The sequence below is a fragment of the Pseudomonas sp. 32A genome (assembly GCF_052682255.1).
Genome location: NZ_JBQYLY010000001.1, coordinates 2,717,878 through 2,731,699, shown reverse-complemented (window position 1 = coordinate 2,731,699; position 13,822 = coordinate 2,717,878). Strand labels below are relative to the sequence as shown.

9 protein-coding genes and 2 rRNA genes are annotated in these 13,822 nt (G+C 58.5%); 3 read left to right on the top strand and 8 right to left on the bottom strand.

Going from position 1 to position 13,822, the window contains the following annotated elements; translation table 11 throughout:
- Positions 1–168: 168 nt before the first annotated feature.
- Both rrf (ACUN0G_RS12385) and rrf (ACUN0G_RS12380) read left to right on the top strand, forming a co-directional pair.
- Positions 169–284: ribosomal RNA gene (gene rrf / locus ACUN0G_RS12385) — 5S ribosomal RNA — on the top strand.
- 109 nt (positions 285–393) lie between these two features.
- Positions 394–509 (top strand): 5S ribosomal RNA (gene rrf, locus ACUN0G_RS12380).
- 77 nt (positions 510–586) lie between these two features.
- Here rrf (ACUN0G_RS12380) and ACUN0G_RS12375 read toward each other — a convergent pair.
- The 4 genes from ACUN0G_RS12375 to ACUN0G_RS12360 form a co-directional block, all read right to left on the bottom strand.
- A complete protein-coding gene (locus ACUN0G_RS12375; RefSeq protein WP_445573555.1) occupies positions 587–1,762 on the bottom strand; it encodes a PepSY-associated TM helix domain-containing protein in 1,176 nt (391 codons plus the stop codon).
- Positions 1,763–1,833: 71 nt separating this feature from the next.
- The gene (locus ACUN0G_RS12370; protein WP_445573554.1) at positions 1,834–4,326 is read right to left on the bottom strand and encodes a TonB-dependent siderophore receptor; all 2,493 of its coding nucleotides are present in this window, start codon (positions 4,324–4,326) and stop codon (positions 1,834–1,836) included.
- A 104-nt stretch (positions 4,327–4,430) separates the two neighbouring features.
- Positions 4,431–5,414: a FecR domain-containing protein gene (locus ACUN0G_RS12365; RefSeq protein ID WP_445573553.1), complete on the bottom strand. Its 984-nt coding sequence runs from the start codon at positions 5,412–5,414 to the stop codon at positions 4,431–4,433.
- Complete coding sequence (locus ACUN0G_RS12360) at positions 5,411–5,911, bottom strand: sigma-70 family RNA polymerase sigma factor (protein WP_093203194.1); 501 nt, start codon at positions 5,909–5,911, stop codon at positions 5,411–5,413. The genes ACUN0G_RS12365 and ACUN0G_RS12360 overlap by 4 nt, the downstream gene beginning before the upstream one ends.
- 279 nt (positions 5,912–6,190) lie before the next feature.
- Here ACUN0G_RS12360 and ACUN0G_RS12355 point away from each other — a divergent pair, with 279 nt between their 5' ends.
- On the top strand, positions 6,191–8,071 hold the full coding sequence (locus tag ACUN0G_RS12355; protein WP_063033679.1) for a methyl-accepting chemotaxis protein: 1,881 nt from the start codon (positions 6,191–6,193) through the stop codon (positions 8,069–8,071).
- Positions 8,072–8,183: 112 nt separating this feature from the next.
- Here ACUN0G_RS12355 and ACUN0G_RS12350 read toward each other — a convergent pair whose 3' ends face one another.
- From ACUN0G_RS12350 to ACUN0G_RS12335, 4 genes are read right to left on the bottom strand one after another with little or no spacing between them, the layout of a single operon-like run.
- On the bottom strand, positions 8,184–8,633 hold the full coding sequence (locus tag ACUN0G_RS12350) for an SRPBCC family protein (protein WP_445573552.1): 450 nt from the start codon (positions 8,631–8,633) through the stop codon (positions 8,184–8,186).
- Entirely contained in the window at positions 8,630–12,040 is a 3,411-nt protein-coding gene (locus ACUN0G_RS12345; protein ID WP_445573551.1) for an amino acid adenylation domain-containing protein, read from the bottom strand. Before ACUN0G_RS12345 ends, ACUN0G_RS12350 begins: the two co-directional genes overlap by 4 nt.
- A complete protein-coding gene (locus ACUN0G_RS12340; RefSeq protein ID WP_445573550.1) occupies positions 12,037–12,984 on the bottom strand; it encodes a diiron oxygenase in 948 nt (315 codons plus the stop codon). The genes ACUN0G_RS12345 and ACUN0G_RS12340 overlap by 4 nt, the downstream gene beginning before the upstream one ends.
- On the bottom strand, positions 12,981–13,745 hold the full coding sequence (locus ACUN0G_RS12335) for a DUF3050 domain-containing protein (RefSeq protein ID WP_258343060.1): 765 nt from the start codon (positions 13,743–13,745) through the stop codon (positions 12,981–12,983). Before ACUN0G_RS12335 ends, ACUN0G_RS12340 begins: the two co-directional genes overlap by 4 nt.
- Between the last annotated feature and the right edge of the window lie 77 nt (positions 13,746–13,822).

The following is a 13,822-nucleotide window of genomic DNA, read 5'->3' as shown; positions in this document are numbered from 1 at the left end:
ACACCCAAGCAATTTGCAGGCTTCGAGCTGAAAAGCGAAAGAGCACCAGATTGCGGTGTGTGAAGACGAAACGAACCGAAAGTTCGAGATACTCACAAACACCGAAAGCTATCACATACCCAATTTGCTGAAGCGAGGCCAGCTGGTCACGACTCAGTACCCGAATTTCTTGACGACCATAGAGCATTGGAACCACCTGATCCCATCCCGAACTCAGCAGTGAAACGATGCATCGCCGATGGTAGTGTGGGGTTTCCCCATGTGAGAGTAGGTCATCGTCAAGATTAAATTCCGAAACCCCTGATTGCTAACGCAATCAGGGGTTTTGTTTATGTAGAAGTCCATGATTTTCACCGGCACGTTGCGAACGCAACGGTCTGGTACACAGAATTTCTTGACGACCATAGAGCATTGGAACCACCTGATCCCATCCCGAACTCAGCAGTGAAACGATGCATCGCCGATGGTAGTGTGGGGTTTCCCCATGTGAGAGTAGGTCATCGTCAAGATTGAATTCCGAAACCCCTGTCTGCTAACGCAGCAGGGGTTTTGTCGTTTAGGGGCCACATAAAAAAACAATACCTGCTCAACCCTTACGTGTCTTACCGCTTCGTCTGGCCAGTAACTTACGCCACCAAATGTAGATCCCGGTAGCAGACAACATCGCGATCACTACCCCCAGTAGCGCAATCAACACCTGCCCCGTCAGCCCTATGATCCTGCCCCCATGGATCGGCAGTTGCAGCCGATAAAAGCGCTCTCCCAACGTACCTTGCCCTGCTATTTCCTGCCCTAATAAACGCCCGTCCGTCCCATGGAAAAACAACCAGGATTTCCCATGGGCCTCCGTATCATGTTGCCCAAAACCAGCTCCATAAAAGTTGTATTCAAAGCTGTAATACAGCTCTCCAATCGCCGCCGTCAGCCCTAGCCGCTTGCCTTCCTCCAGCGCCCGCTCATAGGCCTGTTGATAACTCAGTTGGGTTACGCCCAATTGTTCGGCCGGTAACCTGCCACGGGCCTCATAGACGCTGGCCTCGACCGGTGAGAACAGCGACACTGCGGGCTTGAACACCTGACTCGGCAAATTCATTGCCACGCTGCTAACTGCGATCGGCAGTAACAACAGCCAAAGCCACAGGCCGCCTGCGCGATGCAGGTCGAAATTCAACCGATAAGCATGACCACCCTTGATCTTCCAAGCTGTGGACCACTTCTTCCAGAAGGGTTTGCCCCGAGGCAGAGTCAGCCACAGCGCGATAAAACAATCGAACACCCACGCAATCGCCACCAGCCCCATCAGCCACAAACCCCAATTTCCCGGCAGTGTCAGGTTGTAGTGAAACTCCAGAATGAACGGGATGAGATTCTCACGCTGAAAGCAGCACGCGCCCCAAACACGCCGGCCCAGTTCTTCACCACTCACCGGATCAAGATAGAAAACCTGGTTAGGTTCATCAAAGGGTTTGCCCGTCGCCGGATCGTTTCTGGCGACTGCCGCCAACATAGCGGTATGACCGGCCTCTTGTGGATATTCCATGTACCAGACTTGCAGCTTGGGATGCTGCCCCTGCAACGTATCCACCAGTTCCCCTGGCGGTAATGCACGGCCCTTGGCTGTCGCTTCGTAGAACCCGGGATTGAGCCATTCATCCAGCTCATGGTTGAACGCCAGAAGGCTGCCCGTTATCCCCGCCATCATCAGAAACAACGCCGTCGCCAATCCGATGTAGCGGTGAAATAAAACCAGCAATGCACGCATAAAGTTTTCCTGCAAAGACGACAAAGCCAGCGCCTGGAATCAGGCACTGGCTTTGGATGAATCGAGAGAAATTAGAACTGGTAGCTCACCGTCGCACTGACGTTGCGCTCTTCACCCAGGTAGCAGAAGTTCAGGCTCGCGCACGACGCCACGTAAGACTCGTTCGTCAGGTTGTTGGCATTCAGGCGCACATCCACACCCTTCAAACCAACCTTGCCGAGGTCATAACCCATCGAGGCATCAAACAGCGTATAGGCGGGCACTTTCATGGTGTTCTCCGCATCCGCCCAGCTGTAGCCGACATAGCGCACGCCACCGCCGAGCCGCAGGCCATCCAGGGCGCCGCTGTCGAATTTGTAGTCGGCCCACACCGATGCCATATGACGCGGAGCCTGGGTCGGCGAATTTCCCTCGTTCTCGATCACGTTGCCCGCAGTACTCAACGTGCTGACCATCGACTTTGAATACTCGATATCAGTGAAGGTGTAGCTGCCCAGCAACTTGAGATTGTCGGTCAGCTGCATATGCGCCTCCAACTCCAGGCCCTGGGAGCGCACAGCACCTACCGCGCGATAGAAGTTTTCCTGCGGCAGTTTGGTCGCCAGGTTTTCCTGATCGATGCGGAACAGCGAAGCGGTGAACAGGTTGTCAGTACCCGGCGGCTGATATTTCAAGCCAACCTCCCACTGGGTGCCGTCGGTAGGTGCCAACGGATTGCCGGCACTGTCCGAATAGGAGTTCGGGTTGAAGGATTCCGAATAGCTGACGTAGGGTGCGAGGCCGTTATCAAACAGATAAAGCGCTCCTGCACGCCCAGTCAGCTTGGTACGTTTATCACTGATCTCCGTGCCCAGCGGCCGTCCCGCTTCAGCAATGCGGTTTTCATCGGAGGTCTCAACCCAGTCCTGACGCAGCCCGAGAGAGAACCGCCACTTGTCCATCTCAATCAGGTCCTGCAGGTAAACACCAGTCTGCTCAAGCCGACGCAGATAACTGGTTGGACTGTAATAACTGATCTCGGAATTGCCATACGCCGGATTGAACGCATTGATCGGCGCAAGAGAGCCACTGGTCCAGTCCACAACGGTTTTGCGCCGCTGATAGTCCGCCCCCATCAACACCGTATGCTTCGTCGCACCGGTAAAAAATTCAGCCTGCAGCATGTTGTCGATGATGAACGCATGCAGCTTCTCGTCACCGCCTGAATAGTAGCGATTCAGCTCATTACTGGTGGGCGTGGTCCAGCCATAGGCATACACCTGGTCCAGCCGGACCTTGGAATCCAGATACCGAAAGTTTTGCCGCGCGGTGAAAACATCATTGAAGCGATGCTCAAATTGGTAGCCGAACGACTGTTGATCCCGCTTGTACCCATCAATGTCCGGCTCGCCCTCGAAGAAGTGATTGGAGATCCGCTGGCCATTGCGCTGATGCAACGCGCCATCCGCCGGCATGCCACCGTGGTAGCCACCGTCGGGATCATGCTGCAGATAAGCCTGGAGTGTGAGGGACGTATCATCGGTAAAGTCGATGCTCAAGGTGGGCGCCAGTGCGTAGCGTTTTTCCTTGGCATGGTCGAACTGTGTGTCGGACCTGTCCGCAAGCCCGGTCAGTCGGTAAGCAATACGCTTGTCGTCATCCACCGGGCCGCTGAAGTCGAAACCCATGCCTCGCTGCCCTTGGGAACCCACAGTGGCCTGCACCTGATGGTAGGGCTCAAACAATGGCTTCTTGCTAGTCAACGCCACCAGCCCGCCCGGCGAGCTGCGCCCGTAGAGCACCGATGACGGGCCTTTAAGAATATCCACGCGCTCGAGGAAGTACGGGTCCACCTGCATGGTGCTGTACGTCCCGCTGTCCCCCATGGATTTCAGACCGTCGAGGTAGATGTTGTCCACCGAACCGTCGTTGAAGCCACGCATCGCCACATAGTCATAGCGGTGAGTCGCGCCATACGGGTTGGTCAGCACGCCAGGGGTGTAACGCATGGCCTGGGCAACGGTTTGCGAGCCTTGGTCATCCATCTGCTCGCGGGTCACCACCGAAACCGTCTGGGACGTTTCCAGCAGCGCGGTACTGGTCTTGGTGGCGATCTGGCTGTGAGTGGCGTTGTAGCCCTCCATGCTGCCCAAGGCGTTACCCAGGGCGAAGCCTTTGATGTCGGTGGTCGGCAAGGTCAGCGCCTCGCTCTCGGGCTGCGCCTGCAACACGAAACTCACGTCGTCCTGAGCCTGCGCCTGCAAGCCTGACCCGTTGAGCAACTGGCTCAAACCTTGTTCGGCAGAATACTCCCCATGCAGTCCGACAGATTGGCGGCCCTGAGTCTGCGCAGGCGTGCTGGAAAGCGTGATGCCTGCCTGACGGGCGAACTGATTGAGCGCATCGCTCAGCGGGCCTGCAGGGATGTCATAGCGCTGGCTGATACGCTCGACGCCGCTATCAGCCGCGACACCGGCCACCGGCAGCAAGCCGATGCCCATTGTGGTCGACAGCAACGCTGCACGTACGGCTTTACCGAGCAAAGGGTAGGAAGAGGGTGGGTTACTGAAAAAACGCACAGTCATTGTCGAGATCCGTAGAGGTCGCTGAAGGCAGATTGAATTGCTTACTGTCTAAGCCGGACTTACGGAAAAAAGCCGCCAAAAATAATCAGGTGCGACAGAAATAATCAGGCCTGACGCTCCAGGCTCACCCACCAGCGTGTGCGATAGCGCAGGCGCACAGGCAGCGTCTGCGGAAGGATTGCCAACAGCTTCTCGGTGTCTTCCAGGCGAAAAACACCCGACAGGCGCAAGTCTGCGATATCACTTGAACAGCCCAGATAGCCCTGGCGATAGCGCCCCACCTCCGCCAGGAAGTCGGCAAGACGCATGTTGCGGGTGACGATCAATCCGTCGGCCCAGGCCCCAGTATCCATATCCGAGGGCGGCGCGAGAACGGCCCCGTTCTGACGCACCACGTAGCTTTCTCCTGCATGCACTTGAGTGAACAGTCCGTCGGCGGTATGGGGTGAATGAATCGCGACGTTGCCTGAAGCCACGCTCAAGCGCGTGCAATCACCGTCCTGACGCACCACAAACCGCCCGTCGATGCCTTCGAACAAGCCATGGCGCGTGCGAACCAGCAACGGTGCGGTCGCAACGGCGCCGCAGGTCACCAGGATTTCCCCGCGTACCAACGTGATCAGGCGTTGCTGCGGGTTGAAGTCCAGGTCCACCGCGCTGTCGGTGTTGAGCTGCAGGCGTGTGCCATCCGGCAGTTGCACGCTGCGACGCTCGCCGGTGGTGGTAGCCAGGTCCGAGGTCCAACGCTGCCAACCGGTGAGGTCTCGGCTGACCCAGGCCGCCGAGCCCATCAACAGCACACCGGACAACACCTTCAACGCTTGCCGGCGACCAAGGCGCTGGGCACTGTTCTCCAGCGTCGCATGGGCGCCAGGAATCGCCGCTAACTGGCTGCTCAACTCATGTTGCAGCGCCTGCACGCGTTGCCAGGCCAACTCGTGTTCATGATGAGCCTCACGCCAGTGCTCGCACTGCGCCTTCAACCGGACATTCGCGCGATTATTACGCAAGCGCAGCATCCAGCTGATGGCCTGCTTGACCACCTGCGGGTCGGGCCCGGAGCGCGCCGTGTTATCCATCGAGGTCATGCCTCATACCGCAGCACATAACAGTGATACAGGGCCTCGGCGACATACCGCTCCACCGAGCGCAACGACACGCCCATCTGCTGCGCAATCTGCTTGTATGTCAGCCCGTCGCACTGAGCCAGTAGAAACGCCTTGCGCACCTTGGGCTTGAGTCCGTCCAGAAGCCGGGCGACGGACTCCAGCAATTCCAGAATCAGCGCACGCTCTTCAGCACTCGGTGCCAAGGCGTCGGGCAAATGCGCGATGGACTCCAGATAGGCGCGCTCGATTTCTTCGCGACGCCAATGATCGATCACCAGGCCTCGGGCGATGGTGCGCAGGAAGGCCCGAGGAGCCTTGAGTTCGAAGCGTTCGGTTTTTTGCAGCAAGCGCACGAACGTGTCCTGCGCCAGGTCTGCCGCATCTGCTGCATTACCCAGTCGGCTGCGCAGCCAGGTGTTCAGCCAGCCATGATGGTTGCTATAGAGCGTCTGTACTGCGTACTCGGAAGAGGGCATTCACGCGGCCTGGCAAAGCGTCACAAATGATAATTAGTCGCATTGTCGGCAAGGCTGAAAAATTTTGCAACTCCTGCCATCGGGGGGCTACCGCTGGTCGGCTTCTGACGCAAAAAGCAGATGCTTCTCACAAATTCCTAAGATTTATCCTGACTTGGCCGACAGCCTGACGAGCCATGCGTGCACCGAAATAGAGCAGTCACAGAGTCTGCCTATCCCGTTACATGGAATGTTGCATCCGGCACGCTCACCCCCTTTTGGCAAAAAGAAGTCAATGAAATGAATCTCAAGTTCAGTCATAAAATTCTGTTGGCCGCGTCAGGCGTAGTGGTTCTGGCCTTCGCGTTATTCACGTTCTACAACGACTACCTGCAGCGCAACACCATCCGGCAAAACCTGGAATCGTCTATCCAGCAGTCCGGTGAGCTGACCGCCAGCAGTGTGCAGAACTGGCTCAGCGGCCGGGTACTGGTGTTGGAAAGCCTGGCGCAAAACGTGGCCCACCAGGGCAGCGCTGCCGATCTTCCGGGGTTGGTCGACCAGTCGGCATTTACCTCCAACTTCCAGTTCACCTACGTCGGTTCAACCAACGGTGTGTTCACCCAACGGCCCGACGCCAAAATGCCGGATGACTATGACCCACGTCAGCGTCCTTGGTACAAACAAGCGGTGGCCGCCGACAAGACCATGCTCACGCCGCCCTATATGGCAGCGGTAGGTGGGCTGATCGTGACCATCGCGATGCCGGTGAAAAAGAATGGTGAACTGCTAGGCGTGGTTGGCGGTGACCTGAGCCTGCAAACCCTGGTGAAGATCATCAATTCGGTGGATTTCGGCGGCATCGGCCATGCATTCCTGGTCAGCGGTGACGGCCAGGTGATCGTCAGCCCGGACCAGGACCAGGTGATGAAAAACCTCAAGGACATCTACCCGGGCACTAACGTACGCATCGAGAAGGTCAGCCAGGAAGTGGTCCTCAATGGCCAGGAACGGATCCTGTCCTTCACCCCGATCAGCGGGTTACCGAATGCAGATTGGTACATCGGCCTGTCGATCGACAAAGACAAAGCCTACGCACCGCTGGGCAAGTTCCGCACCTCGGCATTGATCGCCATGTTTATTGCAGTCGCCGCCATCGCGGTGTTCCTGAGCCTGCTGATCCAGGTCTTGATGCGCCCGCTGACCACCATGGGGCGCGCCATGCAGGACATTGCCCAGGGCGAGGGTGACTTGACCCGCCGCCTGACCGTGGAAAGCAAGGATGAATTCGGTGACTTGGGCAGTGCCTTCAACCAGTTCGTCGAGCGTATTCACGCGTCAATTTCCGAAGTTTCCTCGGCTACCCGCCAAGTACATGACTTGTCCCAGCGTGTAATGGCCTCGTCCAACGCATCGATCGTCGGCTCCGACGAACAAAGCGCCCGTACCAACAGCGTGGCCGCGGCAATCAACGAGCTGGGTGCCGCCACTCAGGAAATCGCGCGCAACGCCGCTGATGCTTCGCAACACGCCAGCGGTGCCAGCGAGCAGGCTGATGACGGGCGCAAGGTGGTGGAGAAAACCATCCTCGCGATGTCGGAGCTTTCGCAAAAAATCAGCCTGTCCTGCACACAGATTGAAACCCTGAACGCCAGCACCGACAACATTGGCCACATCCTGGATGTGATCAAAGGCATCTCCCAGCAAACCAACTTGCTGGCCCTCAACGCTGCGATTGAGGCTGCGCGCGCCGGTGAAGCCGGACGTGGGTTTGCCGTGGTGGCGGATGAAGTCCGCAACCTGGCGCACCGCACCCAAGAGTCGGCGGAGGAGATCCACAAAATGATCACCTCGCTGCAGATTGGTTCGCGTGAGGCTGTGACCACGATGAACGCCAGCCAGACCTCCAGCGAAGAAAGCGTCGAGGTCGCCAACCAGGCCGGTGAGCGCCTGGTCAGCGTGACTCAGCGGATCGTCGAGATCGACGGGATGAACCAGTCGGTAGCGGCCGCCACCGAGGAACAGACTGCCGTGGTGGAAACCCTCAACGTCGACATCAACCAGATCAACCTGCTGAACCAGCAAGGCGTGGCCAACCTCAACGAAACCTTGAAGGATTGCGACGCGTTGTCTCAACAGGCCAACCGGCTGAAGCAGTTGGTCGACAGTTTCAAAATCTGATGATTAACCTGTAGGAGCGAGCTTGCTCGCGAAGAACGTCAACGGTAACGCAGCGCTATCAGATAGCCCGTTTCGCCTATTCGTTTTTCGCGAGCAAGCTCGCTCCTACCGTTCAGGCAAGCATCGCCCGCACATTCTCCAGCGCGCTGTCGGCGAATGCCTGCACAAACGGCTCAAACTCTTCCATACCCTGTTCAACCGGTTCGGCGATGATCGTCCAGGTCACCCGTGAGCAGCGCTCTCCCAATGCTTCGACATCCATGGCTGCCCACAGCCGTGCCACGTCCAAGGTGTTGTAAATCGTTGTCCAGCTCATGTGCATGGCCTGCTCGTCCCGGCTGTTGAGTTGTTCCACCACCAGATTTCCATCGTGGAAGCATTTCTTGCGCAGCGATCCGGTGCCCTCACCGGTCATTTCGATGTGAGACAAGGCGGGGATAAATCTATCAAACCCAGAAAAATCACCGACTACCGCCCAGGCACGTGCGGCATCACAGGCAACCATCACTGAAGACACCACAGGCTTGCCGCAAGGGTTGCGAATCAACGTATCGGGTTTCATAGGGTTTCCTTCAATTGAGAGCCTGGCGGCAGGAAGCCGATGCTCTTGAGGTACTCGCAGCCCTTGCGTAACAGCGCCGGATTTTTCTCGGGGTAGTGCGTGCCCATTTGCTCGACGCCACGTCGTGCGTTGTCATGCCGGATCATTGATGTATCGCCGATGTCCTCGCCCACGCCATTCAGGTAGAAACCCAGTACGCCGAACAGCGCATTGCGGCTATCTACTGTGTGCAGGTGACGTTGCCAGTGGGCGACGCTCACCAGTTCGAATGCATGGCCTGCCTGGCGAAAGGCGTCGACGTAGGTTTCCCAGCTCAAGGGCCGCGGGTTGTGCAGGTTGAACACGGTTCCTCCATCACCACAGCGGCCACTGTGGAACGCAATAAACCGGGCAAGAAAGTCCACGGGCATCAAGTCAAAATTCAGCTTGAGGCGGGGCACCAGGCCCAGCTGGAGTGAGCCTTTGAGCATCAGCATCAGGCGATTTTTCTGTGGTTCGCAGACACCGCTGCGGCTGTTGAAACTGATGTTCCCGGGACGGTGGATATTGACCCACGTTCCTTGCTCGGCGGCCCGTCCCAGCAAGCGTTCCGCGACCCATTTGGACAGGTTGTAGCCATTCTGGATGTAGAGCGGCGGGTTGGTGGCAGCGAGTGTTTCGAGAACCTGGCCTTGTGCGTCGACGCTACTGGCCGCCGACAGCGTCGAGATAAAGTTGAAGACCTTCTTGCACCGGGTTTCACACAGGCGCAGGCATTCCAGCACGGGTTCGACGTTGTCCTTGGCCAGCGTGGCGTAGTCCATTACGTGATTGACGTGGGCGGCGTTGTGCACCAACACGCCGAACGTCCCGGCGAGGTACTCATACGCCTCGCTGGCCAAGCCAAGACGCGGCTGACTGATGTCGGCGGCATACACCCGCACCCGGCTCAGGTCCAGGTGTTCCAGGCGGTACTCGCGCAGTGCCTCGGCAAACCTCTCGGTCGCCGAATGTCCAGGGTGATCGCGCACCAGGCACGCCACTTCAAGTGCGCCCTCGGCCAGTAACGCCTCGACGATATGCACCCCGAGAAAACTGTTGGCCCCGGTCACGATCACTTTACGACGTTCGCCTGCCCGGTCCTCTGGCAATGCCTGCAAATGCAGCTCACGCAGCGCATCCCGGGTTGCCTGGCCGGTCGGTGCTTCGGGAGGTGCATCGTCACCCATCAGCGTCGCGAGGGTGCGGACCGTGGGGGTCTCAAAAAAACGGCTGAGGGAGAGGCTGCGCCCGAACTGCTCGCGAATGCGCAGCAGCATCCTCGACAGGAGGATGGAATGGCCACCGAGATTGAAGAAGCTTTCATCCGTCGACAACTGCGTGACCGGTACGCCCAGCAACTCGCTCCACAGGTTGAGCAACTGGACTTGCATCGGCGTGTGCGGTTCGCCGTGATGGGTGGTCGGCAGCGGTTGAGTCGGTAGCGCAAGCAATGCCTGGCGGTCGACCTTTCCGTTGGGCGTGCACGGCATGCTCGCAAGCTCCGTGCACAGCGTTGGTTGCAGATAGTCCGGCAGTGTTTGCCGGGCATGCTGTTTCAGTGCAGTCAGGGCGTCTGGTGTTTCGGGCTGGGCCACAAAGGCCAGGATTTGCCGGTCACGATCAATCACCACCGCCACTTGGCGAAACAGCTGACTGCTGCGCAGGCAATGTTCGACCTCTTGCGGCTCGACCCGGAAGCCACGGATCTTCACTTGCTGATCCCGCCGCCCGCCCAGTTCGATCCCGCTTTTCGTCCACTTCGCCAGATCGCCGCTGCGATAGGCCCGCAAGGTCTGCCCGTCGGGCAACGGCAGGTGTACGAAATGCTCGGCGGTCTGGCGAGGCTGGTTGAGGTAACCCAGGCTGACACCAGGGCCGACGATGTACAGCTCGCCCATCACCTGTTCGTCCACCGGTTGTAGCTGCTCGTCGAGGATCAGTACCTGGCTGTTGGCGATGGGCGTGCCGAGGTTGCGGTTACTGTCGCCTGGCAGCAACGTGCGGTGGGTCGCCAGCACGGTGGCTTCGGTGGGGCCGTAGAAGTTGTGCAGGCGACACTGCCCCGCCAGTTGCTCGATGACACAGGGCTCGCACACATCACCGCCGGTGATCACATGGGCCAGGCCCAAGGGTTGATCCAGCGGCAGGATGCTCAGCAGCGCGGGAGGCAGGAAGGCGTGAGTGATACGTTGTTGGCGGATCAGCTCCACCAGTTGCTGCGGGTCACGTCGCTGGTGTTCACTGGGCACGATCAACTCGGCGCCCGCTATCAGGCTCGGGAAGATATCAATCAGCGAAGAGTCAAAACTCAAGGGCGAGAACTGTAAGACCCGGCTGTGTTCGTTCAGTCGTACATGGCTACCGAACCATGCGGTGAAATGCGCCAGATTGTGCTGACTGAGCAGCACGCCCTTGGGCTGGCCGGTGGTGCCCGAGGTATAGAGCACCATGCAGGCTGCGTCCATGGATGGGCGCTGGCGCATTAGCTGCGGGTTGCCGGTGGTGTCGAGCGTGCTCACATCCAATGCAGAAAAACCGTCCCGCAGTGGATGCTTGCCGTCATCCAGCAGCACCGCGACGCCGGCGGTTTCCAGCATGACTTGCTGGCGTTGCAGCGGGTGGCCTGGCTCCAGGGGCAGGTACACCGCGCCATAGGCCAGCACCGCGAGGATGCTGGCGTACAGCTCTGGAGACTTGCCCAGGCAGACACCGATCACCGGCGGTGTGTCGTGGTGTCTAAGCAGAGGCCCCAGACGTTGCTGGATGGCCAGGCTCATACGATGTAACTGTCGATAACTCAGCACGCTGCCAGCCATGTTCAGCGCCGGCCGGTCGGCGAAGGTTTGAAGGCTGTTTTCCAGTCGTTCGATCAGTGGCACCTGGGCTTGCTGCCACAACTCCGCATCGGCGGTCTGGTTAAAGCGATGCAGGTAAGCCAGCGATGCGAGCGCTTGCAGGCCGTGTTCCGGATCATCGGAGGCGACGGCCGTCTGCGAGAAGTAGCCCGGGTCCCGGGAGAACCCACTCACCTGCTGGGCCACCCATTCCACCAAGTCGCTGACTGCCTGTTGACGCCACCGTTGACCATTCCCACTGGCTTGGTCGGCAACGTCCAGAGTCGCCAGAAGTCGCCGTGAGTGGTCGTAACACCTGAACTGCAGGGTTGGCAGTCCGCAGTCACTCAACGTTCCCATACCCACGCGCAGGCTCATCAAGGCTGTGCAAGTCAGGCCTGGCGGAACCTCCTCGCTGCCGTCATCGATCAGCAGATCGACGCGGGCTATATCCCGTGCTCGCACCAACCCATGACCGTATTGCGCCAGCGCCTCACTGATTTCATTCAACGCCGCACTGGAACCCGTCAGCCCAATTTTCAGGTGCCTCATGGGTGCCCTCCTGATGCCGGAAGAAAGGCATCCAACGCCCGAACCACGCTCGGTGTTTGCAGCAGGCCGCTGTGATTCAGGAACCCCATGATATTGCCCATCAGTGGGTGCTGGCGGGTAATGGGAAAGCCCATCGCCTGCACTTCAGCACGCAGCGCAGAGCGCGTGTCGTCACTGACATCCAGGTGCTCGATCAATTGCAGGTCGAAGTTTTTTTGCAGGTCGTGGGTCAAATAATGCTGGAGAAATACCGGCAGGATCCGGGCGATGCAGTCGCGGTCCGAGGCGTTGGCAGAGTGCCAATAAATACGCACCAGACGCGTCCAGAAAACTGCATGTCGGCCCTCGTCACACAAGTGGTCGGCCATCAATCCACGGATGGATTGCTTGACACTGTCGTCCTTTGAAAACGCGGCCACGTCATGGGTCACTGTGTTCTCGGCGATGGCCACCGCGATCAGTTCCATGGCATCGCGCAGGTGTTCGGGGGCCAGCGCCAGCGCGGCAGGCAAGGCACGGCTCAGCTCGATTTGCCCAGGCAGCTCCAGGGCCGGGATGCCGGTCATCTCGACGGTCTGTTGCATGAAATCGAGGGCGACGAGGGCGTGGTAATCCTCATCCACTACTACGGTCATGGCGTCGTAGCGACAGGCGAGCGGGAAGGGCACTGAAAAGCGATTCTTGGCAATGCTGCGTGCGGTCTTGTCGACGATCTCGGTTTCAAAGATCACCACGTCGTTGATGAACTTATAGAACGTCTGCAGCAAGACAAAATCCCGATGCTGTGGGCATTGATCGATAAAGGTCGCGCTCAGCACCAAGGGTTGTCGGCTCAAGGGATAAATCAACTTTTGATCATTTTCCAGCAAGCGGCGCGGGCGCGTGCGGATAGTCGCGCGGCGCTCCCAGTCGTCCGCAAATGAGCGGTAGTCGGCAGGGTTCATACGCTCACCTCCAACAGGCGCAGGTACAACCCGTCCCAAAAGGCCAGGCGGCTTTCCACGGCGCCGAGGGCGCTACTGTTGGCTTGCTGCTCGCGACGCGGGTCGGCGAGGATAAGGCGTTGCAGCAATTGCGCCGCCGCCGGGCCATGCTCTTCGGCGTCGATTTCCATGTGGCGGTTGAGGTAGTAGCAGAAGGTCGGCGCCTGGCGGTGAGCTATCTCGCAGCTCTCCAGAATGCGTTTGAACATTGACGGGATGACGCTCTCGCGGCCGTGCAGAAAGGCAGCTGCTACGCAGTGGGTGGGCGCGTTCAGCGCAACCTGCAGTGTGCTTCTGACGAACCGGGCCACGACAGGGTGAATATCGATTTTTTGCAGGGCCGTTTCTGCATCGTCGCCGTCACGTTGCAGGCTGACGAACCGCTCGATGGTCGCCGTATTCGCGCCAACTTCACGCATGGCCTCCAGGTACAGTTCGAAGTGGCTGCGGTGTCCGTGGCCGGGGTACGCGTCCGACTCTTCGCCCAGTACGATTTCATTGATCAGGCGAGCCGCTTGTGGATCCGTTGGCGGTAACCAGGGCAGGCGCATACCAGTGAGGTCATGTTGCAGGCGCTTGGTCAGTGTCATGAAATCCCAAACGGCGAATACGTGGCTCTCCATAAAGTAGTGCAACTGTTGAAGCGTATTTATTTGTAAAAATAATGGATGGCTGTGCAACTGCAGCTTTTTTTGTTTAAGCAGGTGTGAATGCTGGAGCATGGTCGATGCCTATAAGTCGTTGTCTCTTCCCTGATAAAAGCGTTTTGCTTCAGCGACAAATAAACATTGGTTTTCAC